Source organism: Edaphobacter sp. HDX4, assembly GCF_036877565.1.
GTDB lineage: Bacteria > Acidobacteriota > Terriglobia > Terriglobales > Acidobacteriaceae > Edaphobacter.
This window is the reverse complement of record NZ_JAEDXW010000017.1, coordinates 1-25,068: the sequence shown is the minus strand read 5'-3', so window position 1 is coordinate 25,068 and position 25,068 is coordinate 1. Positions and strand designations below refer to the sequence as shown.

Sequence of the window (25,068 nt, the reverse complement as noted above, 5' to 3'; positions counted from 1 at the left end):
ACCTTAGCATTTCCTGCGCCAGGATCCCTGTGATCCTTACTTTACCAATAAGACGATTCAACTGGCATTCGGGCCGATAAAACGATTAACTCTTCACAAAAATTCCTGTCGATACCCGGCAATGCGGCCTCTCCTTGATTCAAGACCAAGACCCTGCGATACTTAATCGTGCACACCACGCACAAACTTCCAATCAATTTCAAGAGGTCGCGGAAATGTCTGCCAAGTACATCTTCGTAACGGGCGGTGTTGTGTCTTCGTTAGGAAAAGGTCTCGCAGCGGCCTCGATTGGCTGCCTGCTCGAGGCGCGCGGACTCCGCGTCAACCTGATGAAGTTCGATCCTTATCTGAACGTCGATCCCGGAACCATGTCGCCGTTTCAGCATGGCGAGGTCTTCGTTACCGACGATGGGGCCGAAACCGATCTCGATCTGGGACACTACGAACGCTTCACCCACGCCCGTCTGACGCGCGATAACAACCTCACGACCGGGCGCATCTACGAGCAGATCATCACCAAGGAACGTCGCGGCGACTATCTCGGCAAAACCGTGCAGGTGATTCCTCACGTCACCAACGAGATCAAGAACGCGATGCGCAAGGTCGGCTCCGACTGCGACGTCGCCATCGTCGAGATCGGCGGAACCGTCGGCGACATCGAATCGCTTCCCTTTCTCGAAGCCATTCGCCAGATGCGCCAGGATCTCGGACGCGAGAACACGGTCTTCGTCCACGTCACGCTGATCCCCTGGATCGCCGCCGCGCAGGAGCTGAAGACCAAGCCCACGCAGCACTCCGTCAAGGAGATGCTCTCCATCGGAATCCAGCCCGACATCCTGCTCTGCCGCACTGAGCGCGCTGTCCCGCGCGAGATGCGCCAGAAGATCGCTCTCTTCTGCAACGTCGAAGAGGCCGCCGTAATCGCTGCCCGTGACGTCCCCAGCATCTACGAGGTTCCCCTGAACTTCGCGCAGGAGGGAGTCGACGCCCTCGCGCTCCGCTACCTCCGCATTGAGGCCCGCGAGCCGGACCTCTCGCGCTGGAAGGACATCGTCCACCGCGCCTACAACCCCAAAGACGAGGTCTCCATCGCCATCGTCGGCAAATATGTCGAGTACGAGGACTCCTATAAATCCCTCAAGGAAGCCCTGGTCCATGGCGCGCTTTCGCAGAACCTGAAGCTCCGCGTCACGTGGATTGAAGCGGAGGGCCTGGAGACCCGCGACGACGACGGCAAGACGACCCCGGCCTACCGCCAGCAGCTCGAAGGCTTCGACGGCATCCTCGTCCCCGGAGGATTCGGCAAGCGCGGCATCGAAGGCATGCTGAACGCCATCCGCTACGCCCGCGAGACTGGCACGCCTTACTTCGGAATCTGCCTCGGCATGCAGACCGCCTGCATCGAGTACGCCCGCAACGTCTGCGGGCTCAAGGAGGCCAACTCCGGCGAATTCGACCCCGCAACCCCGCACCGCATCATCTACAAGCTGCGCGAGCTGACCGGCGTCGAAGAGATGGGTGGAACCATGCGTCTCGGCGCCTGGCCATGCGTGCTCGAACCCGGCTCACTCGCCGCCAAGGCCTACGGAACCACTGAGATCTCAGAACGCCATCGTCATCGCTATGAGTTCAACCGCGAGTACGAGGCCGTCCTCACCGGAGCCGGTCTTCGACTGACCGGAACCACGCCCGACGCCACCTATGTCGAGATCGTGGAGATTCCCAGCCATCCGTTCTTCCTGGCCTGCCAGTTCCATCCGGAGTTCAAGTCCAAACCACTCGAGCCGCACCCTCTGTTCCGCGACTTCATCGCAGCCAGCTATCGCAACCGCACATCCCACGAGCAGACGGCCGTCGCGGTGGAAACGCCGATCACGGCTTAATCGCTGCAACACTCAAAATGGAAAGCCCGGCTGAGGCCGGGCTTTTGTCTTTTTGTGTTGGACCCGAGCGGAGGCAAGGTTCTGGTGGGGCGGAGACCAGGCAGAGCGCCCAGGGTCACTGCTCACGCTTAGCCCGTGCTCATGGAAACAACGGGCAGCCAGCGACCGCAACCATCGAACCTCTCCACCAAAGCAACGTCTATCAAGCAGTCGTGCCATTCAAAGCTGACACAAACAGCGTTTTTCCCATTTTGGGAAAAATAATTAAGTGGCACTTCTTTTCACACTGGATTTGGTCGAAATGCAGCCTTTCAGCTGCGATTCGATACAGATGGATTCCCTGTGGGGATCTGTAGCCCTTACTTAGGTAAGCCAGACCGGTGATTACCGCAAATTTTTGCATACTCCGCAGAAGCATCTTTCCCGTTGACCTCTCCGTAAGTCACGTAGCACCTTACAGATACTCCGAAGTATACGGACTCTGAAAGGGCCCTTTCGATGCGCAAAATTTTCGCTGTACTTGCACTTGTCCTTGGTTTGGTTGGCGCTCCTGCTGCAGCGCACGCCTCGTCGGTAACGTACGACCTCACCCTCGTAAACGTTCTCGGAAATGTCTCCGGTGGTACCGGATCCTTCACGATCGACGACACTCCTAACTTCCCGTTCGATGCGTTCTTCCAGAACGGACCTGCAGGCAGCGCGCTCACCGACCTTTCGCTGAGCCTCGGCGGCCATACCTTTACCCTTGCCGACTCCGACTCGCCGGCTTCGATCTTCTTCCTCCTTGGCGGCGTCAGCAGCATCAACTACGACGGCAGCCTCGGCAATGGCCTTCTCAAGATCACACTGGATTCCGGCGGTTTGGGATATGTCTTCCAGAACTTTCGCGGCGGACAGTTTTCCAGCGGCCTGATCCTGGCCTCACCCGCTATGGCGGCCACACCGGAGCCGTCCAGCCTGTTTCTTCTCAGCACCGGAGCTCTCGGTTTCGCCGCCTTCGGCGCACGCAAGTTTGTAGCCTAACAAATAACCCGCTACACCGTAGGGGATTCAGTTTTCGAATTCCCTACGGCTTTTTTTTGCGCGATATAGCTCTTCAGCAGCAGCATGAGCCAATCGAACGCCGGTGCGATACCATCCAAACCAGGATGACGTCTCAATACGCTTCGGGCCGGAGTTCCTCGGGCCTCTTCTTCGCCTTTATCTTCGCCTTGTTGCTGGGTGCTGCGGCCCTGGCCTTGTTTCTCCGTCACGCCACAACCGGAGTCATGTCCCGCATCGCAGACCGCATTGCGGGTCGCACGACGACCTACGACACGTCCGTTCCTGCTGTGGTTCAACGTATCCAGCGTCTAAGCCGCCTGGAGACCGTCGTCTATTCCCTGGATACGATCGTAGAGGGCTCGAAGTCGAGCACCGTGCTCCCCGATCTTCTTGCGGGAGATCGTATCCTCCTGGTGGTCCACGGGCAGGCGATCGCCGGAATCGACCTCTCTAAGTTGAAACCCGAAGACATCCGCATCACAGAAAACAACGGGGTGCGCGACATTCACGTCACCCTTCCGGCCTCGCAGCTCTTTGCGACCACGCTCGATAACCAGCACACCCGCGTCTATGCCCGCTCCACGGGAATCCTGGTGCCAGTCGACCAGAATCTTGAGTCTGAGACCCGGGTTCGTGCGGAGCAGCAGCTCCAGCAGACGGCCCTCTCCGACGGAATTCTTGACGCAGCCCGCAAGAATGCCCAGGCTACTGTGACCACGCTCCTGTACAGCCTTGGATTCCAGAAGGTGGATGTAACCTAACCTCAGCCGGAAGTAATCCACCGCGGCTCGGGCCGGCAGCCTGCCAGCGACCCGCAACCTGCGCTATCATCCTTGCATGAAGTCCGCTGGCATCGAGGATTCTGTGGCATCTGCCTTGAACGATCTACCCTTCCCCGAAGACGAGAAGGAGTCGGCTCTTATCAAGACGGTCGGCTGGATATCGGCCGGCCTCGGCGCTGTTGCGCTTGGTCTCTTTATCGGCCGCGAACTCCGCCTGCGGTATAAGTTCAATCGCCGCACCCCGTACGATTTTTACTCCCACTCGGGAGACGAGCAGGATATTGACTTCGGTTTGGGAGTTTAGATCGAAGGCCGAAGAAGCGAACTGAATCTATTTCCATCGACGGACCTCTAGCTGACTTGCACAACCAGACAGTTACCGCTTCGAGACGAGATCTTCTGCCGTAATTGCTCCATCCATTCTTCTAATGTAAGGAGACACCGGGCTTTCAAACCCTTTCGGGCGGGATGTGTTCGAAGAGTTTCGGTTAGACCCCAGGTGTTGCGCAGGTGACTCCCGTTGAGCTGGCAGCCTGAACGCAAACCTATCTTCCTGCTCCCCTTCTCCCTATCACGGGGTAGAAGCTTGGCCGTGCGTCTCGCGCTGGTGCTGTGTCTCTCTGCCTTCTTTTTTGAGGCGGGTCAGGCGCAGCAGTTCAGCTTTACCAACTATGGCCAGGATGAGGGCCTTCGTAATCTGGACGTCTTCGGCCTGGTCGAAGACGATTCGGGCATGCTTTGGCTGGCTACAGAAAACGGCCTGTTCCGCTACGACGGGTCGGAGTTTCAGCACTTTGGCCCCAAAGACGGCATCGGCGAACCTCTCGTCCTCGGACTCTATAAAGATGGCTCCGGAAGAATCTGGGTCGCGACCAATGACCATCTCTACGCCTTAAACGGAACCCGCTTCGTTCCCGCGCCGCTTGAAGCCTCGAACATGCGGTTCGGTGCAGGCCAGCTGATCGGATCCATCGATCCGGCCCACATCCTGTTTCTGGTCCGCGGCTCGCTGATGCTGCTGACTGAAAACCGGCAGCCGGGAGACAACACCCTCGGATGGACCGTGAAGCCGTTCTTCAGCGACGACAATATCAAAGCGAATCCCGCTCTGGGGAAGATTCAGAGCGTCCTCGCCCTGGCGGATGGCACTTCAAAGCCTGCCCTATGGTTCGGATGCGGCAACGCGATCTGCCGCCTTCGAGATCCGCTCAGGCCAGCCCAGGCGGCCCGCGTAGAGGTCTTTTCCGAGAGCCGAAACATTCCCGCGGATTCATGGACCTGTCTCTTCCTGGACCGTAGGGGAGAGGTCTGGGCACGGAGCCGAAGTCATATCCGCATCCTCGCTCCGGGACAGTCGGCGTTCCTCTCCAGAGATCTTCCCGTTAGAAACGGCGTGGGCGTATACAGCGGCTCCGGGATTCTCACGATGGCGGAGGACCCCCAGGGAGCGGTGCTGACCCAGACCAATCGCGGTCTGGCCCGTTGGGAAGGATCCTCCTGGCAACTCTTCGACTCCACGAATGGAATCGACTTCAAGGACGTCAGTTCCATCCTCTTCGATCGCTACGGCGTCCCATGGTTCTCGACGCGTGGCCATGGGCTGTTCCGGTGGAAGGGCTATCGCGACGTCGAGAACTGGACGATTGCCCAGGGACTGCATGATGACGTGGTCTGGTCCATATTCCGTGACAGCCGGCGTCGCCTCTGGATCGCGGACCAGTTCCAGATCAACCAGTTGAGTCCCAACAGCCGCAAGCTGGATACGCCGGAGCCCTTTCGTACGGCTCCCATTCTGCACGGCACCGGATTCGCAGAATCGCCAGATGGCTCCCTGTGGATCTTTGGCCTGGGAGGCGAGGTCTACCAGACCAACGCCTCAATGGACCACGTCCTCTTCCGCGCCAAGCTTCCCAGCCTTGCCCGGGTCTTCACCGATTCGGGTCATCGTATTTGGATTCTCTCTCGCAACGGCGTCTATGTGATCCGAGAGCCCGAGCAGCCTGTCATCGAGAAAGTCGCCGACCCCATGCTCTCGAGCGATGCCTTCGACGATGCTGCCGAGACTCCGAACCATGACCTCTGGTTCCTCTCCGATCATCAGCTGTATCGTCTGTCGCATCATTCCGGACACATCAGTCGGGTTGTGCTGGATCCCGTGCTGACGCGTGGCCAGATGCGCAACATCGCTGCCGCTCGAGACGGCAGCCTGTGGATCGGTGGCGGAATCCCGGCCCTGCTTCATCTCCACGTCCAAAAGGGCCACATAACCTCCTTGGAGTCGGTCACGGTTCCGGATCTCGCCTCCAACGATGTTCAGGTCGTCCGCTTCGACCGGCGAGGTTGGTTGTGGGTCGGTACAGATATGGGCGTCAACGTCTTTGATGGCAGGTTATGGAGACTGCTCACACGCAGGGACGGGCTCATCTCAAACGATATCGACGAAGGAGCCTTCCTGGCCGATGACGATGGCTCGGTCTGGGTCGGCGCCAATGGGGGCGTGATTCACCTGCTCCACCCCGAACATCTGTTATCGAAGACTCCGCTCGATGTGCGTCTCGTCTCCGCAACGCTGGGATCGAAGACGCTTTCTCTTGCGTCCACAAACCTGCTCCCCTGGCAGGACGCTCCGCTCAGGGTACGTTTCACCTCATTGAACTTTGCTCGGGAAGGCTCTATGCGTTTTCGTTATCGGCTCTCGGGGTTGGAGGTCGAATGGAACGAGACCGGCTCGAATCGCATCCGTTATCCCGCAGTCCCGCCAGGGGACTATCGGCTGGAGTTGCAGGCCATCGATCCCAATCAGCACGCACAATCTCCTGTCGTCTCCCTGCGGTTTACAGTGCGTCCTCCCTGGTGGCGTACGCGAGCGATGTATCTGTTGCTCGGCATAGCGTCATTCGGTGCCTCCATCCTGGTATGGCACTGGCGCGAGAACCGCCTCCTTCAACGGCAGCGAATCCTGCGAAAACTGGTGGCCCAGAGAACGAAGGAGCTGGAGGCAGAGAAAGCCGAGCTGGTTGCCACTCGCGAGGCGCTTCGACATCAGGCGACGCGCGACTCTCTCACCGGAATCTGGAATCGCTCCGCCATCGTTGAGATTCTTGCCCGCGAGATGGACCGCTCCCGTCGCACCGGAGCCACGCTCGCCGTCGTCCTCGCCGACATTGATCACTTCAAGCAGATCAACGACACGATGGGGCATCTTGCAGGAGATGCCATCCTTCGCGACGCCGCAAACCGCATGCTCCACCACATCCGTCCGTACGACTTCATCGGCCGCTACGGTGGAGAGGAGTTCCTGATCGTGATGCCCGCCCTGTCGCGGAAGGATGCTCCCGCACGCCTGAATAAGCTGCTGCAGTCGATCTCAGGCGAGGCATTCCTCTTTGAGGAGCAAGTCGTCAACGTGACCTCAAGCTTCGGAACCGCCTGGTACAGTCGAGACATGATGCACGTAGACGAGCTCATCCGCCGATCCGATGAAGCTCTCTACCGGGCCAAGGGCGACGGTCGCGATCGCGTGGTCTTCTATGAGGATCTGGACAGCGTGCCCGGAAACGTAGATCACTAAGGCTTACCGGCATGACCTACGGGCGTAGCCTCGAACTTCGTGACGGTACCTCGATCCGCATTCAGCTCGCAGGTGAAGTGAAAGTCGGTCCAGCTCCCGCCGCTTCGATACTGTCCCGATCCGGTGAGCCTTTCGTTGCTCTCTAACACCAGCGTCGACGGATCCGAAGTTCCGAGAAATACTCGATCCGTGCCGGGAGTCTTCTTCTTCCAGTATGCCGTTGCCGCAGGACGACAGAGAACCTCCGCGACCTTCTTCGAGTTCGACCAGGAGCGCGCCACATTACGATCCGCCTCGGAACGCAGCCCTTCAATCTTCTGGTCCACGATCCTTGCCTCGTCGGCTGAGAGCTCGGGTTCATGTTTCGGCCGTCGCGCGGCGAGCGGAGCGCTGATCGCAGCCAGCAGCGTCAAAACGAATGCACTCTTTCGAATGGTTCGAGCAGTCACGTTCTTTCTCTCCCGATCGTCAAAACTCATCAAATCATCACGCTCCGAAGTTCAGCTTCCATAGCGGAGACTACCATTCCGTCTCGCCGGAGGCGATCTCAACGATTCATTTACGATAGTCATCGATGATGAAACCAGTCTTTCTTTTTCCCGGCCAGGGTTCGCAGGTCGTCGGCATGGGACGCGATCTCTACGACAACTTCCCTTCCGCTCGATCTATCTTCGAAGAAGCTGACGATGCTCTCGGATTCGCTCTGTCGAAACTGATCTTTGAGGGTCCTGAAGATCAGCTCAAGCTCACCGAACACACCCAGCCAGCCATCCTTACCGTCTCGACCGCCATTACGCTGCTGCTATCAGAGCGGGGCATCGTCGCTGCGCTTGCCGCTGGCCACTCACTGGGAGAATACTCCGCGCATGTTGCCGCCGGAACTCTCAACTTCTCCGACGCCGTTCGTACCGTTCGTCTCCGCGGACGCTACATGCAGGAGGCCGTGCCTGAGGGGGAGGGAGCCATGGCGGCCATTCTCGGACTTCCCGCAGACCGCATCGCGGAGCTCTGCGCCCAGGCCTCCGACGAGAACACTGCACCACCTCCCGCCCCTGTCAATCCGGACGCGCCCAATCCCGAAGCCGCCGCCGCGAGGAACGCCGGAGCACCCTCCGCCGCTGCCGCCACCGATCCTGAAGCGACCCGCGCGGAGATGTCGCGTTCCATCGTTTCTCCGGCCAACCTCAACTCGCCCGACCAGACTGTCATCTCCGGCGCCGCCGCGGCGGTCAAGCGTGCCGCCGATCTGTGCAAAGAGGCCGGGGCCAAACGCGCCGTCATGCTCCACGTGAGCGCCCCCTTCCATTGCGCCCTGATGCAGCCGGCGCAGGACCGTCTGGCAATCGATCTCGAGGGCCTGGTCTTCAACGATCCCTCCTTCCCTGTCGCAGCCAACGTCGATGCGCGCCTCATCACCCGTGGAACCGACGCGCGCGACTGCCTCATCCGCCAGGTCACAGGAGCGGTGCGCTGGGTCGACTGTATCCATCTTCTCGCTGCTCAGGAAATCACACATTTCATCGAAGTCGGTCCGGGTAAGGTGCTCACCGGGCTCAACCGCCAGATCCTCGGGAGAGACTCCACGATCCCCTCACTCAACGTTGAGGACTCTGCCTCACTCGAAAAGACCATCGCCGTACTTGATCGATAGCCTCTGCACTCGCTGAACATGCTCATTCCTTCGCTTCGCTCCGCCTGCGGCTTTCTGTTGCTCCTGGCCGTCGCAGGCGTGCATGCGGAGGTGGCGGCGCCGGTGTCCACCTACAAGGTCGTCGCGAGATACCCGCACTCGACCGCGAGCTATACCGAAGGATTTTTCTATCGCGACGGACTCTTCTACGAGGGCACAGGCATGAAGGGCAGATCTGCCATCATGGCGATTCGTCCCGAAACCGGCCAGCCCGTTCAGACACTCTCACTGCCGCCCCAGTACTTCGGCGAGGGCATTGTGGACTGGGGACCGAACATCTACGAGTGGACCTGGCAGTCTCACCTCTGCTTCGTCTACGATCGCTTCAGCCTCCGCCCCGTTCGGCAGTTCAACTACACCGGTGAGGGCTGGGGAATGACCCGCACCCAAAAGGAAATCGTCACCAGCGATGGGACCGCCACGCTGCGCTTTCGCGATCCCGAGACCTTCAGGGAACTCCGCCACATCGTCGTTCGCGATGGCTCCCGACCTGTCCAGCAGCTGAATGAGCTGGAATACATCAAGGGCGAGATCTATGCGAACGTGTGGCACTCCGACCGCATTGCACGCATCTCGCCGCAGGATGGACGCGTCCTTGGATGGATCGATCTGACCGGCATCCTGGCCGACGATCAGAAGGTTGACTCTGAATCTGTTCTGAACGGGATTGCCTATGACGCCGCCCATGACCGGCTGTTTGTAACCGGAAAACAGTGGCCCTACGTCTTCGAAATCAAAGTTGTGAAACGCTCACCCATGGTCCTCATGCCGGTGCAGCGCTAAGCTGGCAAAGAAAGCGAGAAAACAAATGAAACCCGGCGATCTTGTAGAAGACTTCACCCTCGAGAACCAGGACGGGAAAGAGGTCTCCCTCTCCGACTTCAAAGACTCACCCGTCGTCCTCTTCTTCTATCCCCGAGCCGACACACCCGGCTGCACCATTGAATCCTGCGGCTTCCGCGATGCCTTCGAGAAGTTCCAGAAAGAGGGCATCGTTGTCCTCGGAATCTCGCGCGACAGCGTCAAGGCGCAGAAGAAGTTCAAGGACAAATACAACCTTCCCTACGACCTTCTCGCCGATCCCGACATGGTTCTCATCAATCGCTACGACCTCATCAAGCCGAAGAACATGTACGGCAAGCTCGTGAAAGGCGTAAAGCGAACGACCTACCTGATCGGTCCGGATCGAGGCAGAGGCCAGCGCCTCATCCACATCTTCGAGGAGGTCAAACCCGAAGGTCATGCGGAAGAGGTGCTGGCGCTCCTCAAAGAGCAGGGTCTCTAGTATTCCAGGTCATCGAGCGAGGTTCCCCATCCCAGGTCGCGCTCCGAAGTGATCTGCCACTTGCCGTTGGTTCGCGTCATCTCAAGAACGGACGGCACAAACCACTCTGAGGCGAGCCTGCCGTTCTCCTCTACCTTGAAGTGTTTGATCAGGCGGATTCTGGCGGGTTTGTTACCGGAGCGGGTGACCTTGACCTGTTCCATCTTCACCGACCAGCCACCTTTGCGCTTGTCGATCGAGGCCTGCTTATCAGCCTTCACCTGGTCTCTGCTGACGTTGTGCCGAAGGAAGTAGCGTTCGACCGGGTCTGCATAGAAGGCCGCCTGGGTTGCGGCATCGGTTGCATTCGTCGCCGACTCCCAGTCCTGAATCACCACCGCCGGGTCTGAATCTTCCCCGGGAATCTTCGCAACCGCCTGCGGTACCTCTGTCGGCGCTGGGGCTTCGGGTGCCGCTGCCGGTGCCGCCCCCGCCGGTGCCGGTCCATCCGCCATCGGTGTCTGGCCTGGTATGTGGCTCGGGAGATACAGCCACGCCGCGGGAGCCAGCACCAGAACGATTACCGCCGCCGCCCACGCACTCCACCGCAGGCGCCGAGACTTCTTCTCCTGCTCCTGTTCGAAGGCTCCATCTTCAGCCAGCAACCCACTCGGCTTCCATCCGGAAGGCTCCACCGGAGTGCTTGTCTTCTGACTTGGCCCGGACGGGGCCTCGATCCGGCGTTCTACTCCGCCATCACCAGGCCGCGCTGAAACAACCTTCGCTGCCGGGGCAGGCATCTCCCGCTTCTGTGGCGGAGCGATCTTCTGCACTTCGATCTTCTTCCGATCGCTCTTTACGAGGCTGTCCGCACTCGCGCCATTCGCCGCAGCGCGCGCCGCAACAGTTGATGCTGCCAGAGTTGTATCCGGTTCGGGAGCACGACCGACCAGCTTCGGCTCCGCCGCTGCACCCTCCACCGGTAGAGCAGCATTCTCCGCTTCCTTCGAAGGCGACCCGTCCGAGCTACCGCTCGCCGTCTCCTTAGGACTGTCTTTCGTCTCCACCGGTGCCGAACCAGTCTCGAGCTCGGTCGCCTCTACAGGCTTAGTCACCACCGCCTCATGCACCTCCGGTGCAGGCTCGATCTCTCCCACCGTCGCGTCTGGTTCCGATACCGGCTCTGACGTCGTGGGGGCAGAATCCGGCTCAGCCAGTGTCGCTGGCTCAGAATTCAGAACATCAGCTCGAGGCTCCTCCGGGCTCTGAGCGCCCGCAGCGACGCTCTCAGCCACCGCAGCAGGGCTCGCCGGGATTTCCGGGAGTTCCACCGCAACAGCTTCCGGCGCTTCGCTAATCCCCACTAGCATGGCGACCTCGGCAGGCGATCCCGCCGCCAGGTTCTCCGGCGTTTCCGCCTCAGCTCCGACCGTTTCCGCAATCGGTGCAGCGACCGGTTCCATCACAGGCTCCGCGATTGCCGCGGTCTCTTCCTCCCGCTCAGGTGCCTGCGCCGCCTCCGGCACTGAAGCTGTCTTCTCTTCCACAGCGCCCAGCCAGGAATCGACCCCTAGCTGACCCCGCATCTCCTCAAAGATCCGCTCCAGCTTGGCCTGTACCACGGCGTCCTGCGATGAAGCACCCAGAAACGCCGACGCCTGAAACCTCACATCCGCATGCAGGATCGTCACTCCATCCTGTGCATCGACATGGATCACCGTGGTATCGCGGCGGTTAACGGCGCGGGGAGAAGGCCCAAGCCCAGAAAATCTTATCTGCGTTCCTTCACGGACAATCTCGTTTGATACGGACCGAAGGCAGCCCTCCAGCACCCCCAAAACCCTCTCCGGATCCTGCTTCGGCATCCGCTTCGTCGTTTGAAATCGCAAAAGGCCCTCTTCACCAAGACAAAATGTGCTGCCAGATCGCAGCAGTAAGAAAATTCACAAGCGATTTATTCCGTTGAGTATCGCCGCCATAGCCACGATAGAGAAGGACGCCTCCCGGAATCAACCCACTTTCAGGGGAGACGCGCGGACCAGCCTGGCAGACCAGTTGCTCAGTCCGAAAGCGCGCTCCTGCTTTCACGATTCTCAAGGCCCTCCGGCGGACCCCTCCCTGAGGCGTCGGAGCAGGCCCGGGGGGAGCCACCCCTGAGGACTAAAAGTATGACAGCATAGAACGATGACTGATGGCGACAGTCGAAGCACCACACGCGCGGGGGACGCCTTCCGCTCGCGCAACTTCCGCCTCTACCAGAGCGCTCGGCTCATGGCGATCATCGGGGCAGAAGCTCAGTCGGTTGCGGTCGCCTGGCAGGTCTACCAGATCACGCACTCCGCTCTCGACCTCGGCCTCACCGGGCTCGCCCTCTTCCTTCCCGGTCTGATCTTCATGCTCGCCGCCGGCCACGCAGCCGACCGCTACGACCGGCGCCGAATCATCCTGCTCTGCTACGCACTTCAGGCCATCTGTACCGGCGCGCTGCTCTGGCTCTCGCTAAGCCCCTGGGCTCTCGCCGGACATCGCATCTGGCCTATCTACGCCGTCCTCGTCGGCATCGGCATGGGCCGGGCGTTCAGCGGACCCGCCTCCAGCGCTCTGCTCCCCAGCCTGGTCCCGAAAGATCACTTCGTCAACGCCGTCACCTGGGGAGCCTCCATCTACCAGATCGCCAATATGTCCGGCCCCGCCGTCGGTGGCATCCTCTTTACTCTGCCCCTGTTTGGCGCTCTGCTCCCCCTGCACGGAGCCCCCATCGTCTACGTCCTTACCCTCACCATGCTCCTCGGCTTCATCATCCTCGTCAGCATGATTCGGCCCGAACCCATCGAGAGAAAAACTGGCGCCTTCAGCACCCGCACCATGCTCGCCGGACTGGAATACGTCTGGCGCACCAAGCTTCTGCTCGGCTCCATCTCGCTCGACCTCTTCGCCGTCATGCTCGGCGGTGCCGTCGCCCTTCTGCCGATCTTCGCTACCGAGATCCTCCACGCCGGTCCGCGCGGCCTCGGCCTCCTTCGAGCCATGCCCAGCGTAGGAGCTCTCATCGTCTCGCTTCTGCTCGTCCTGCGTCCCATCAAGCGACGCGCCGGCGTCACCATGCTCATCTGCGTTGCCATCTATGGAGTCGCCACCATCGTCTTCGGCCTCTCCCGCAACCTCTGGCTCAGCCTTGCAGCCCTTGTCGTCACCGGAGCCAGCGACATGGTCTCCGTCGTCGTCCGCTCCAGCATGCTTCAGCTCGCCACTCCACCCGAGATGCGAGGCCGCGTCAGCGCCGTCAACTGGCTCTTCGTCGGTGCCTCCAACGAGTTCGGCGAGTTCGAAAGCGGCCTCACCGCCAGCTGGTGGGGAGCCGTTCCCGCCGTCATCTTCGGCGGCATCGCCTCCGTCGTCGTCACCCTCTCCGCCTCTGCACTCTTCCCCAAGCTCCGCCGCGCCGACGCCCTCACCGCCGAATCCCTCATGGAAGTCAATCAGGAACTCAGCGCCGCCGAGGCCATCGACTAGGACATTCTCGACAGCAGAGGCCTGCGAGGCGCCCGGCCCTTCACAACGTGAAAGCGAGACAATCAGCAATTCGCGGAGCCGCTGTTCGGCCCGACATTCGTCTAATTCTTCCCCGTCAGTCGGCACGCAGAGCGATCGAAGGCTCGACGCTGCCGGCTCGGCTGGCAGGCAGACCGCTGGCTGCAAGGGCAACCACGGACACACCGACAATCGCGAAGAGATAGCTGCCAATATCCAATGACTTCACCCCGTAAAGAGAGCTCTCCAACCCTTTCGACGCAGCCATCGCAATGGGTATCCCAGCGACGACGCCAACTGCCGTAAGCAACAAGCTCCCACGCAGAACCATCCACACGATCTGTGCCCGCTGTGCGCCGAGTGCCATCCGCACTCCAATCTCGGCGCGGCGCTTGTTCACCCGATAAGACAGCGTTCCGTAGAGTCCCGTCGCAATCAGAACAACCGCCAGAACTCCGAAGCATCCCGCCAGTCTTGCAAACATCACCTGCTGCGAGATCGACTGCTCAAAGACTTCGCTCTGCGCCATGGGATCGAGCAACGGCATATCCGGATCGATTTGCTGCATGAACTTGCGCACCGTGGGAAGCATCTTCATGGGATCACCGTTTACCCGCATTTCAACGTCGAGTTGATTTTCAAGACCTCCCTGCGTGAAGACACTCCAACGCATGGGCATTGCCTCCTCCGTGATCCCGGTGTACTTGTGATCTTTCACCACGCCAATGATCAATCGCGGACGCAGCCCCTTGCTACTCGACATAACGTGCCCGATTGCATTTGACGTACCCAGATACTTCTTCGCGAAGGTCTCGTTGATAATGACCACCTCGGGCGCAGAGGCGGAGTCGGCATCGGAGAAGTCTCTCCCCTCGAGTACGGGCACTCCCATGGTGCGGAAGTAGTCCGCGCCGACGGTGTTCTGTCTGAATTGCGCCTGCTCGATCTCTATGCCATTCGGCTTATGGCCGTCGATCAGAAAACCGCTGTTGTTGCTCGACCAGCCGGACCCCGGCCGATCGGAGACCAGGGAGACGGACTCGACGCCGGGTATCGTACGCAGCCTCTGCTGCAGGTTGACAAAGAAGGCGATACTTTCTTCCTTCGACTTCACGTGTTGAGGATGAACACCAAATACAAGCAGGCCCTTCGGCTGCTGTCCCAGGGGAATATTCATCAGATTTCGCAGAGTTCCCAGCAACAGCGCAGCTCCCACGAGCAGCACAACGCATATGGCCACCTGGGTTACGATCACAGCGTTTCCGGCGCGTACCTTCTGCGCCGTTGTCTGCGAAGCGGTGGCAGAGTTGCGAAGTGCCATCTCCGGCCCTGAGGACAGTGCAGCCCGCAGCGGCGCCAGGCCAAAGACTAGTGCCAATACGAGCAGGATGCTCAGCGTGAACCACAGCACGACCGAGTCTGGTTGAAGGTTCGAGTCAATCTGCGCCCATGCGCCAAGAGCCCGTGTTGCGCTCAGCGCGAAGACCCAAGCCACTATTCCACCAAGCGCTACAAGAAGAAGACTCTCCGTCAGTAGCTGTCTCGCGATCTGTCTGCGACTTGCGCCTAACGCCAGGCGAATGCTGAACTCTCTCTGCCGGTTGGCGTTGCGCGCCATCAGGAGCATCACGACGTTGCACATTGCGATCACGAGTACGAGACCGACCATCGCCATCAATGTCTTAAGGGATCGCGAGAAGGAGTCATCCTGTCGGTCGAACTGCTTCGCCTCCCAAAAAGAAAGCTGAGGAATCTTCTCTCCTGCGCGTCTCTGCGCGATTCCGAGATAGGCGGCCCGCTGGAAGACACCCTGCGCCTTCGCCAATGCCTGATCGCGGCTTACTCCCTCCGGGATGCGGGCCATCAGGAGCATGCACCAGAACCGCGGCATCGTGAGATAGGTGCCGTCCTCTGCCGGATTTCCCCAGGCATTGAATTCAGGATGACTCTGCAGCGGAATCCAGAAGTCCAGAGGGAGACGGCCTTCGGTTCCTTCGAACCCCTTCGCGGCAACACCAACAATGGTGAAGGGGTGCGATTTGATGGAGAACGTCTTCCCGATCACGTCCGGGTTGCGGGCATAGTGCGTCGCCCAGAAGTTCTCGCTGATCACTACAGTGGCAGCATGTTCGTCTTCGTCTTTCTGGGTAAATCCGCGCCCCAGCACGACACCAACCCCCAGGCCACTAAAGTAATTGCCGCTCACCATGTCTCCGGCGGCCTCTTCTGGACTCGTACCAACGCGTACAGGTGCTTTCCCGCTTGTGGACATGGGAATAAACCCGATGACCTCCTGAAGGCCACTGTGCTCACGCAGTTCACGATAGGTCGCATACGAAAAGGAGGTATTGAAATTACCCGAGTTAGAAGCACCGGCAGGCAGGACGCTCGTGTGCACATAAAAAACTCTCGATGCGTCATGCAGAGGCAACATCTTCATCAACACGGCATGCATCACGCTGAACACGGCTGTGTTTGCTCCCACACCCAGGGCGAGGGTAAGTACACAGACAATCGTGAATACAGGCGTCTTTACAAGCTGGCGCACGCCATATCTCAGATCGCGGGCAAGGTTGGAGAAGAGCATGGTGGTCCTTGCTTCCTTCCTCTTCTCAGCCAGCAGCGTCACATTTCCAAACTGGCGCCGCGCTGCACGCTTTGCCGCTACAGCGCCCATTCCCTGATGCTCGTATTGTTCGGCGAGCATCTCCAGATGAGCTTCGACCTCTTCGTTAAATGCCTTGTTATCGGGTGACTGAGTGAAAAATGCCTTGAGCTTTGCCAGGAAGATGAGCATTCGATCTGTCATGGCTACGCCTTCGCCTCAAGCGCGAGGACCCGGCTGATCACGGCGGAGATCCGTTCCCAGTTCTCCGTCTCCACGGCCAGCTGCTTCAGGCCGCGCTTTGTGATGCTGTAGAACCGTGCGCGCCGGTTATTCTCCGACAAACCCCACTCACTTGCGATCCAGCTCTTTTGCTGCAGACGCAGGAGCGACGTGTACACCGTTCCTTCGTTCAGAGTGAGCACATCTTCACTCAACTGTTCGATGCGGCGTGCAATGCCGAAGCCGTGCAGAGGGCCCAATGCATGCAACGTCTTCAGCACCATCAGATCCAGCGTTCCCTGTAATACTTCCGATCTATCGGCGGCCATGGCAAGCTCCTATGGACATCCAAAGAAGTAGTAGCATCTTACCTTTGGAATGTCCATAGGAGTGTTTTTACGTGCAGAATCTCAAAAAGTTCAATCGTTATGGATGCCGTGCAGCAGCGCGTTAATCATCCACCTCATCGAACGCTGTGGCCGGTCTGATCGACTCCCGCCGTTGCGTCCGGACGCTCGCTCACGACCTTGCGTTGACGCGCACTCTCTTCTGACGCCGAGTGGTTCGTAATACCCTGCTCCTCGCTCTCGGGAGTCCGCGTATCTGTGCCCCCATCGGCTGCCGCCGGGAAAGACTCCGTGTTCCGAGATCCGCTACGCCCTGCGTTTGCGTTGAAAGCACGCGTCCCCCCGGTCTGCGCACCGTCCATGTTTTCGTAGGGTGAGGCATCCTGCCCCTGTCCACTATCTGCTGCCGCCTGGTTCGTCTCCAGATCAGCCTGGGCCGGATCTGCATTCTGTTGTGTCTCTGTATGTGGTGTTGTCTGTGTTGCCATAGAACCTCCTGCTTGATGCACTGAAGAACGTGTATTTAGCCGCGATGCTGTTTTCCGACCCGCTGCACCACCATCGGTGGCTCGCGAAGTGCGCCGGGGTGGGAACCTTGCCGCAGGTTGCCTTCCGGCTTGGTGTGCTCTGCGCCGCCAGCTTTCAGGTGGGCCGCCGCCGAATGCGGATGTCCTCCATCTTCAGCAGGCGGAACAGAATCCGAAGCTTGCTCCGGATGCTGTCTCTCGAGCGTATGGGCGTCCTCTTCGTGCATTGCTGCTTCGAGGGCATCTCCGTGCTTCTTGGCGGACTCTCGCTCCGGCTCCGCATGTGATCTGCTCATCGTCTTCCTCCTTGGCAGACTTCGATGCGCTCCAGCAGACTGCTGTTGCCGCCCAAACCTCAGTCAGGACCGTCAACTCTCCTCGCACATGCGCCACGCTCCACCAGGCTTTCCAGCAAACCGGAAAGCTGTTGATTCTGATCACCGAGACACTCAGGAATGAAAGCATCGATCGCAAAATCTCCAGGATCGAGTCTCAGCCAGCCGTCTGGATATCGCGCCCATGCCGCGGGCTTTGTGAGCAGGGTCATCCTCACGGGAGCATCGAGATTATTGCTTCTTGCACCCGGGAACGACGTGTACGCAGGGCTTGGCGAGACAGTCAGCTTCTAGTCACCAGCGCCTTCGTTGACGAGAAGCCACTCTTACCCGCGCCATGCAGAATTGCGAATGACGCTGCAGAAATTTACACGCTGAAAATTTGCGTCCTTGTCTGCAAGAACATCCGCCTTTACATTGCCGAACGTAGTCTCAGGCTTATGCTTGATCCCGTCATAGAAGGCTTGAATGATGTCTTCCTTGAAGTCCTTCGTACGCGGAAACGCAGCCGTGATAGCGGCCCGTTCCTCATCGGAAAACTGCTCATACGCGATTCCCAGCACGTCCATCTCTACTCCGTTTGTCAGTAACGCAACGATGGGATGCATGTACTGTGGGATACCAGGAGTGGTGTGCAGCGCAATTGCCGTCCAGACTGCATCGATCTCTGCATCGGCGATCTTATGCTGCAACAGAAAGTTGCGTGCTGCATTGGCTCCATCCACTTCAAAGCGGTCATGAGCGCTGCTGTACGCCGGCGTCAACCCCATATCGTGGAACATGGCACCCGCATAAAGAAGCTCAGGATCGAAGGCCAGTCCTCTTCGCCTGCCGGTCGCTGCAGCAAAGAGATACACGCGGCTCGAATGGTTGAAGAGCAACTCCGATTCCGTATCGCGAACCAGCTCTGTAATCTCCTGGGCAAGCCTGCTGTCCGGAATCGCGATTCCGCTTGCGTTATCGACTGCATTGTCTGCTGCCTTGGTCATGACACATCTCCTTGGAAGAACCTGTAACCTCAAGGTAGATCGCGTTGCCTGAGGCCGCCATGACAGGAATACATCAATTTCGGACATCTCCCGTCCTGCAGCAGATATCATTGCGATGCAGCCCTTCCAGTCGAATCTCGCGAATGACCTCTGAGGAAGATCGGCACGCCTCTTCGACGATTCCCTAAAATAGTGGCATGCGACGAATGGTGATCAGCGGCCCGCCCCCGGTTCAGATCCTTGACGTGACAGGTCCGCTCGAAGTCTTCTCAAGCTGCGCGGACTATCACGTCGTGATTGCATCCCCCGGAGGAACAGACCAGCTCAAGACCAGCCACGGCGTTGCGTTAGCTGGCGCCGTACCACTCTCGCAGATCGAAGGACCGATCGATACGCTCGTCATCGCCGGCGGTCCAGGTGCTGAGAGCGGCAACTATGACGCTGAATATCTCCGGTGGATCGCAGATGCCGCCACAAGATCCCGTCGCGTCGCTTCCATCTGTACGGGTGCATTTCTTCTCGCCGCCGCAGGGCTCCTCGATGGCAAACGAGCGGTCACACACTGGAAGCACTGCGACCGGCTTGCGCGAGAGTTTCCAAAGGTGAAAGTTCATGCCGATCCCATCTTTCTGCGCGACGGCTCTGTTTACACCTCGGCGGGTATCACCTCCGGGATCGATCTCTGCCTCGCGCTGGTTGAGGAGGATCATGGTCACCAGGCCGCTCTCGGGATCGCCCGGCAACTCGTCATGTTTCTGGTCCGTCCTGGAGGTCAGGCGCAGTACAGTCATATGCTCTCGCGACAGGCCATCACGTCAGAACCCCTGCGCGAGCTGCAGGTATACATGCTGGAGAATCTGAAGAGCAACCTCTCCGTAGAAGCCCTCGCCGAACGGGTCGGCATGAGCCCCCGTCACTTTTCTCGTGTCTGTCTGCGCGAGATGAACATGAATCCAGGTCAATTCGTTGACCGCATGCGTGTGGAAGCCGCACAACAGATGATCGACAGTTCCTCTCTCGGCCTCAAGGAAATCGCCGACCAGTGCGGCTTCGCGTCAGCCGACACGATGCGTCGCGCATTTCAACGCACAATCGGAATTACCGCAGCGGAGTATACGCAGAGGTTCAAGCGCGGCATGTAGACATCGAAGGGAAGACGCTGCTCCGCATCTCTTTGGCTCGCTTCTTACAAATATTTGTAAGGAAGTCATGAATCCGAGGACTACCAGAACAGAGGGGTGGTCACTGGATGATTGAGATTCAAGATCTGCAGAAACACTTCGGCTCGCACGCGGCGGTCAGTGGTGTCTCCTTCATTGCGCGTGACGGCGAGATCACCGGCATCCTGGGAGCGAATGGCGCCGGAAAGACTACCGTCTTACGTATCGTCGCGGGTGTCCTCCGGCCATCCGCCGGCGATGCACAAATAGATGGAAGGTCTGTGCGAACGAACCCGCTCGCCGCGCAGATACACTTAGGCTCCCTGCTTGATCACACAGGGATTTACTCGCGCCTTACACCCCGAGAAAACCTGAGGTACTTCGCCAGGCTTCGGCAGGTTTCTTCGGTCATTACCGAGCGAAGAGTAGACGATACGCTCGAACTCCTCGGCCTCACGCGTCTTGCCGACACACCCACCGCTGGCTTCTCGCAGGGAGAACGCATGAAAGTAGCCCTTGGACGCGTACTTGTCCACCGTCCACCGAATCTCCTGCTGGATGAACCCACCAATGCGCTCGACATCGTGAGCATTCGCAATCTGAGAACCCTCTTGGAGAAAATGCGCGAAGAGGGCTGCTGCATCCTCTTTTCCAGCCATGTTCTCGAAGAGATACAAGCCTTATGCGATCGCGTGGTGATCTTGTGCTCTGGAAGAGTAGTCGCCCAAGGAACGATCCCGGAGGTCTGCAATCAAACAAATTCCTGCAATCTGGAAGAAGCCTTCCTCCACGCCACGTCTGCGGAGGTCCAGTTCTGATGGAGAGCCCGGTTTCGATCATCGCAGGCAAGGAGATCAGGGACGCCTTCAGAGATCGCCGCTCTCTTGCCTCCTCACTCCTCTACACCCTGATGGGCCCGATGATCGTCGGCCTTCTGACGTTCACGCGGTCAACCTCAGCCAACGCCGCAGAAGCCGGAACGCTCCTCGCCATGTCCTCTCTCTTCCTGCTTCTATCCACCTTCACGGGAGGAATGAACATCGCGATGGACACTCTGGCAGGCGAGCGGGAACGGAGGTCGTTGGTGCCCCTCGTTATGAATCCCCTGAGTCAGTTACAACTGATCGCCGGCAAATGGATCTCCATCGCTGCATTCTCCCTGCTCGCGCTTCTACTCAGTCTTATTGGCTTCGCCATCGTGATCGGTCTTGTTCTTCCCACTCGTTTCGCGGAGCTTGCTCGATTGCCTCTCGTCGCCTCCCTTCTTCTCGCGATGTTGCCTCTGGCAATGCTGGCTGCTGCTGCCGAGCTCGCAATCTCAACCATCTGCCGGTCCGTCAAGGAGGCGCATACCTGGCTTGCTTTTCTGATCTTTGTTCCCATGGGACTCGGAATGTTCGTCGCCTTCCACCCCAGCACCTCTGGCGAATGGGCCTATGCTGTGCCCGTTCTCGGGCAACAGGTACTTCTCTCCCATCTGGTTGCCGGAAAAGCACCTCCGCTCTCGCATACATTGGTCTTGTGCGCGGTAACCGTCGTAAGCATGCTGAGTCTGCTACGTATCACAAGCCGGATCCTTCACCGGGATGAAGTGCTCTATGGCAATTGAGCCCATAACCTCAGACGTCCGGAGCGAGACTTCTTCTGAATCTCGCGAAGCACTCTACGAGCGTGTTCTCACCGGGAATGCTCCTGCCATACGCCGCCTCGCTGCCAGCTATACAACCACTGCGAGCGACCGAGACGATCTATTCCAGGAGATCGCCATTGCGTTCTGGCAGGCGCTTCCCGCCTTTCGCGGCGACTCGTCGTTGCGAACTTATCTCTTTCGGATTGCACATAACCGTTCCCTGGCGATGCTCTCGCGCAAGCGCTTGCCGCTGGACCCGGTCGACGACGGGCTCGATGCACCTGACACACGGCCAGGTCCTGAGGAACAGCTTTTGGAGCGGCAGAAGCACAATCAGTTGATGGCGATGATACGTCGCCTCCCTATCCCATACCGGCAGGTGATAACGCTCGCCTTCGAAGGTATGGACTATGCGGAGATCGCAGACGTCCTTGGAATCGAAATCGGAAATGTAGGCGCCCGGCTCACTCGAGCTCGAGGGCTTCTTCGCACCCTTATGAAAGAGAAGAAAGGATGAGTCGTGAGATGAGGAACGACTACCAGCGCGAATTCGAAAGTTTGCAGCATTCCTGGAAGGCCAATGAGGAGGAATCCAGCCTCTCGGAGCTCCAATCCAGAGTACGAAAAGAGGTAACCTCACGCAGGAGCACCTCCAAGCCCGCCCGCTTCTTCGTCGTGGCGTTTCTATGGACGACCGGGCTGCTGCTGATGGCTACCTATCGTCAATACTTGCATGGGAATCTTGGGTTCCTGGCACTCGCCATGGGTCTCCTCGTTTTAGCAGCATGGCTCGGCACCTCTTCGTCGGGTTCGGCTCCCCTCGCTGCGAAACCTCAGGAGTACATCAGGCTAAGGGCGGAAAACAAAACACGAGAGCTCCGAAGGACACGCATCGCGCAGTTCATCGTGGTGTTGGTACTTGCGATCCTGCTCGGGGCCACCTGGTTCAGCCGTAAAGCAGATTTGCATATCGCTTCCTGGCAAGACGAGTTACTGCCGGCGGGAGTGCTGCTGATTGCGTTGGCTACGTCCGCAATACTGATCATCGTCAGAGGGTCGAGAAGGAAAGAGCTGGCCTATCTTCGCGAGCTGAACAATCAATTCGAATCTCTCGATCACCAGTCCCTGCCCTCCCATTCCCCAGACCTTCACGACCCGAGCCAGGAGTGAGAAAGATACAGTCCTGCAGCCCGGACCTATGCAACTGCATCAGCGATTCCCAGTTGGCGACGAAAGTTTCCTTAGCAGCAATCAGTTTCGATCCTCATGCGCCGGCTTCCACCAGCTTCCTGCAGACCACGAGGGCTTTGCGGCCCTGTGATATGCTTGCGCTGTTCCAAGCCAACCCTGGGCCCTGGCAGTCTGCAATTAACTGCGTACATGGTGGTGTGTCACATGAGGGAAGCAAACAGAGTTGCCGGAACGACCGCGAGATTGTTCCTTATCACCGGGCTGGTGCTCGGCGCATGCACGATGGCGCTGGCTCAAAATGACCGGGGCGGCAGGCAGGAAGACCATCACGGATATCAAGACAACGATGATCACCGCGGAGATCGCGACAACGACGATCACGGCAGAGATCAAAACAGGAGTGATCACGGCGCAAGAGAAAAGGTTCTCTATATCTGGGCGCAGGATCAGGCAAAAATTGCTCCGGATTTCCTTGCAGTCGTCGATTTTGATGAGCAGTCACCCAGATATGGAAAGGTCATTAATGTTGTGCCCCTTCCGCCTCCCGGCAACATCGGCAACGAACCGCACCACTGCCACTTGAATTCGAACAAGACCATCCTGGGATGCGGGGGGCTGCTCAGCCTGTTGAAAGGGCAGAACGGAATCTTCTTCTTCGATGTCAGCGATGCGAAGAAACCGCGATTCATGTTTTCGACCAAAGCCGTGGAATCGAGCATGACCGATGACTTTCTTCCGATTGAAAACGGCGGCTTTCTGATCACACAGATGGGCTCGGCTGACGGCATGGCTCCCGGCCGCGTCGCAGAGTTCGACGGCCGCATGCATTTCATCGCGGACCACTTCGGCACTGTATCGCTATTCGAGGAATGGCCCACCACGCCGCCGCTGGACGGGTTCAACCCCCACGGCATCTCCGCGCGTCCGGATATGAACCTGATGATGACCTCGGATTTCATTCTGCCCAGCAGCACGCTGATGCCTTCGATGGGCCCCGTTCTGCGGGGTTCCGTGCGCATCTGGAACTACCGGGAACGCAGGATCACCAGGACCGTAGATCTGTTTGCGCCGGACGGAACTCCCGCACAGGGCACGATGGACGTAAAGCTGCTCCCGAAAGATCGGCATGGTTACGGGTACACCTCGGGCATGTTCGACGGCCACATCTACCTCATCGATCCCGAACGGGACGCGGGAACTGTCGCCTTCGATCTCTCCACCGTGAAGCCTCACGTAGACACGCCGGTACCCGGCGGAATGGGTCAGATTATGGCGACACCCCAATGCGGCGACCGGTTGATCGTGGGTACGTTCATGGCCGGGCAGATCGTCATGCTGGACACCACCGACCGCTTCCACCTGGAGCAGGTTTCGGTCGTCAACCTTGGCGCCAACGCTGGACCGCACAATCTGGTACTGAACGCTGATGACAGTCGCCTCGTGGTGACAGACTACTTCCTCAATGAGGATGACAAAGGCATCATTCACTTCGAAGGCGACCATAAAGTTCACGTCCTCAAAGTCACCCATGACAGACTCACCGAGGACAAGCGGTTCAACCTTGACTTCAACACCGCCTTCAAAACCGGCCCGGCGCGTCCTCACGGTATCGCGATGAAATAGCGTGAACATGGTCCCGACACTGCCGCGACCGCCGTTCACGTCCGAATCACTCACCCCTATGTTCGATACCTGACACATCCGGTTCGTTCGAACCTGTTTTATGTCGAATCTCGGCTTCTGATTGCGACGACAACATCGACCTGGATGGCGGTCCAGAGGATGTCAACCTTTGTTCCCGTATAACTCATTTGCTACCAATAGTTTACAACTGCCGATCTACCCCCCTCCCGATCGCTAGAATAGAGACAGATACAAAGAGCCTGGTTTGCTCTTCGTTGTCGATTTCTCAACGCACCCGATAAATAGCTTGTTTTCAATATCTTGCACGTAACACCCTTTGTTTTGTTGACTTTTGGGATGGAGTCCGGACCTAAGTCTATTGGATGGAAGATTTTGCACGAAAACAGGGCGGTGGGGTACCCGGCTCTTGAACCAGATTCACCAATCGTTTAGGGTCATCTGCAAACCCGAAACAGGCCTGGAGGCAAGTTGGAAAACGGAAAGAAGGCCGCCATTGGCGGAACCCTGCTTTTTCTCATCGTCATCGGTGTACGCGTGGGAATGATCTACCGGGAGCGCAATGCTCCGGCAAAGCCGGTCGCCGCACCCGCCCGCGAAAAGATCGCCGATGACGATCTCGTCTTCCTCAAGAAGAAGCGTCAATCCTCCATGGC

Annotated in this window: 23 protein-coding genes and 1 pseudogene; 17 read left to right on the top strand and 7 right to left on the bottom strand. The window is 58.7% G+C overall.

The window, feature by feature from the left end:
- Window positions 1-215: 215 nt before the first annotated feature.
- From JAO29_RS15975 to JAO29_RS15955, 5 genes are all read left to right on the top strand, one after another.
- On the top strand, window positions 216-1,883 hold the full coding sequence (locus JAO29_RS15975) for a CTP synthase (RefSeq protein ID WP_334269247.1): 1,668 nt from the start codon (window positions 216-218) through the stop codon (window positions 1,881-1,883).
- 498 nt (window positions 1,884-2,381) lie between these two features.
- Window positions 2,382-2,906, top strand: coding sequence for a PEP-CTERM sorting domain-containing protein (locus JAO29_RS15970; protein ID WP_334269246.1), 525 nt, complete (start codon window positions 2,382-2,384; stop codon window positions 2,904-2,906).
- 125 nt (window positions 2,907-3,031) lie between these two features.
- A complete protein-coding gene (locus JAO29_RS15965; RefSeq protein WP_334269245.1) occupies window positions 3,032-3,688 on the top strand; it encodes a DUF4230 domain-containing protein in 657 nt (218 codons plus the stop codon).
- Window positions 3,689-3,791: 103 nt separating this feature from the next.
- Window positions 3,792-4,013 (top strand): hypothetical protein, encoded by a 222-nt coding sequence (locus JAO29_RS15960; RefSeq protein WP_334269244.1) that lies wholly within the window; start codon window positions 3,792-3,794, stop codon window positions 4,011-4,013.
- Between the two features lie 288 nt (window positions 4,014-4,301).
- On the top strand, window positions 4,302-7,280 hold the full coding sequence (locus JAO29_RS15955; protein ID WP_334269243.1) for a ligand-binding sensor domain-containing diguanylate cyclase: 2,979 nt from the start codon (window positions 4,302-4,304) through the stop codon (window positions 7,278-7,280).
- Here JAO29_RS15955 and JAO29_RS15950 read toward each other — a convergent pair.
- Window positions 7,277-7,759, bottom strand: coding sequence for a hypothetical protein (locus JAO29_RS15950; protein ID WP_334269242.1), 483 nt, complete (start codon window positions 7,757-7,759; stop codon window positions 7,277-7,279). The genes JAO29_RS15955 and JAO29_RS15950 overlap by 4 nt on opposite strands.
- A 95-nt stretch (window positions 7,760-7,854) precedes the next feature.
- On the opposite strand from JAO29_RS15950, the gene JAO29_RS15945 reads away from it, so the two are divergent.
- Genes JAO29_RS15945 through JAO29_RS15935 form a run of 3 tightly spaced genes read left to right on the top strand, consistent with a single transcriptional unit; the run spans window position 7,855 to window position 10,255 of the window.
- Window positions 7,855-8,931, top strand: coding sequence for an ACP S-malonyltransferase (locus JAO29_RS15945; RefSeq protein WP_334269241.1), 1,077 nt, complete (start codon window positions 7,855-7,857; stop codon window positions 8,929-8,931).
- 18 nt (window positions 8,932-8,949) lie between these two features.
- Window positions 8,950-9,753, top strand: coding sequence for a glutaminyl-peptide cyclotransferase (locus JAO29_RS15940; protein ID WP_334269240.1), 804 nt, complete (start codon window positions 8,950-8,952; stop codon window positions 9,751-9,753).
- 25 nt (window positions 9,754-9,778) lie between these two features.
- Window positions 9,779-10,255, top strand: coding sequence for a peroxiredoxin (locus JAO29_RS15935; RefSeq protein ID WP_334269239.1), 477 nt, complete (start codon window positions 9,779-9,781; stop codon window positions 10,253-10,255).
- On the opposite strand, the gene JAO29_RS15930 is transcribed toward JAO29_RS15935, so the two are convergent.
- Window positions 10,252-12,123, bottom strand: a complete 1,872-nt coding sequence (locus JAO29_RS15930) for a nuclear transport factor 2 family protein (RefSeq protein WP_334269238.1) — start codon at window positions 12,121-12,123, stop codon at window positions 10,252-10,254. The two genes, JAO29_RS15935 and JAO29_RS15930, sit on opposite strands and share 4 nt — an antisense overlap.
- A gap of 295 nt (window positions 12,124-12,418) precedes the next feature.
- On the opposite strand from JAO29_RS15930, the gene JAO29_RS15925 reads away from it, so the two are divergent.
- Window positions 12,419-13,747 carry an MFS transporter gene (locus JAO29_RS15925; protein WP_334269237.1) on the top strand — a complete coding sequence of 443 codons (1,329 nt, stop codon included), beginning with the start codon at window positions 12,419-12,421 and terminating at the stop codon, window positions 13,745-13,747.
- A 115-nt stretch (window positions 13,748-13,862) separates the two neighbouring features.
- On the opposite strand, the gene JAO29_RS15920 is transcribed toward JAO29_RS15925, so the two are convergent.
- The 4 genes from JAO29_RS15920 to JAO29_RS15905 all read right to left on the bottom strand — a co-directional run bounded on the left by JAO29_RS15920 (window position 13,863) and on the right by JAO29_RS15905 (window position 17,762).
- Window positions 13,863-16,574: an ABC transporter permease gene (locus JAO29_RS15920; protein ID WP_334269236.1), complete on the bottom strand. Its 2,712-nt coding sequence runs from the start codon at window positions 16,572-16,574 to the stop codon at window positions 13,863-13,865.
- 2 nt (window positions 16,575-16,576) lie between these two features.
- Complete coding sequence (locus JAO29_RS15915; protein ID WP_334269235.1) at window positions 16,577-16,921, bottom strand: PadR family transcriptional regulator; 345 nt, start codon at window positions 16,919-16,921, stop codon at window positions 16,577-16,579.
- A 134-nt stretch (window positions 16,922-17,055) separates the two neighbouring features.
- Window positions 17,056-17,427, bottom strand: a complete 372-nt coding sequence (locus JAO29_RS15910; RefSeq protein ID WP_334269234.1) for a hypothetical protein — start codon at window positions 17,425-17,427, stop codon at window positions 17,056-17,058.
- 35 nt (window positions 17,428-17,462) lie between these two features.
- A complete protein-coding gene (locus tag JAO29_RS15905; RefSeq protein ID WP_334269233.1) occupies window positions 17,463-17,762 on the bottom strand; it encodes a hypothetical protein in 300 nt (99 codons plus the stop codon).
- Between the two features lie 159 nt (window positions 17,763-17,921).
- On the opposite strand from JAO29_RS15905, the gene JAO29_RS15900 reads away from it, so the two are divergent.
- The gene (locus JAO29_RS15900; RefSeq protein ID WP_334269232.1) at window positions 17,922-18,095 is read left to right on the top strand and encodes a hypothetical protein; all 174 of its coding nucleotides are present in this window, start codon (window positions 17,922-17,924) and stop codon (window positions 18,093-18,095) included.
- Between the two features lie 32 nt (window positions 18,096-18,127).
- Here JAO29_RS15900 and JAO29_RS15895 read toward each other — a convergent pair whose 3' ends face one another.
- A complete protein-coding gene (locus tag JAO29_RS15895; protein WP_334269231.1) occupies window positions 18,128-18,790 on the bottom strand; it encodes an HD domain-containing protein in 663 nt (220 codons plus the stop codon).
- Window positions 18,791-18,987: 197 nt separating this feature from the next.
- Between JAO29_RS15895 and JAO29_RS15890 the strand changes: the two genes are divergently transcribed.
- The 7 genes and pseudogenes from JAO29_RS15890 to JAO29_RS15860 all read left to right on the top strand — a co-directional run.
- The gene (locus JAO29_RS15890) at window positions 18,988-19,932 is read left to right on the top strand and encodes a GlxA family transcriptional regulator (protein WP_334269230.1); all 945 of its coding nucleotides are present in this window, start codon (window positions 18,988-18,990) and stop codon (window positions 19,930-19,932) included.
- Window positions 19,933-20,039: 107 nt separating this feature from the next.
- Window positions 20,040-20,768: an ABC transporter ATP-binding protein gene (locus JAO29_RS15885; RefSeq protein ID WP_334269229.1), complete on the top strand. Its 729-nt coding sequence runs from the start codon at window positions 20,040-20,042 to the stop codon at window positions 20,766-20,768.
- The gene (locus JAO29_RS15880; protein ID WP_334269228.1) at window positions 20,768-21,559 is read left to right on the top strand and encodes an ABC transporter permease subunit; all 792 of its coding nucleotides are present in this window, start codon (window positions 20,768-20,770) and stop codon (window positions 21,557-21,559) included. The genes JAO29_RS15885 and JAO29_RS15880 overlap by 1 nt, the downstream gene beginning before the upstream one ends.
- Window positions 21,549-22,097, top strand: coding sequence for an RNA polymerase sigma factor (locus tag JAO29_RS15875; RefSeq protein ID WP_334269227.1), 549 nt, complete (start codon window positions 21,549-21,551; stop codon window positions 22,095-22,097). The genes JAO29_RS15880 and JAO29_RS15875 overlap by 11 nt, the downstream gene beginning before the upstream one ends.
- Window positions 22,094-22,750 carry a hypothetical protein gene (locus JAO29_RS15870; RefSeq protein ID WP_334269226.1) on the top strand — a complete coding sequence of 219 codons (657 nt, stop codon included), beginning with the start codon at window positions 22,094-22,096 and terminating at the stop codon, window positions 22,748-22,750. The genes JAO29_RS15875 and JAO29_RS15870 overlap by 4 nt, the downstream gene beginning before the upstream one ends.
- A 225-nt stretch (window positions 22,751-22,975) precedes the next feature.
- The gene (locus tag JAO29_RS15865; RefSeq protein WP_334269225.1) at window positions 22,976-24,394 is read left to right on the top strand and encodes a selenium-binding protein SBP56-related protein; all 1,419 of its coding nucleotides are present in this window, start codon (window positions 22,976-22,978) and stop codon (window positions 24,392-24,394) included.
- Between the two features lie 489 nt (window positions 24,395-24,883).
- Window positions 24,884-25,068 (top strand): annotated as a pseudogene (locus JAO29_RS15860) (hypothetical protein); the annotation flags it as partial.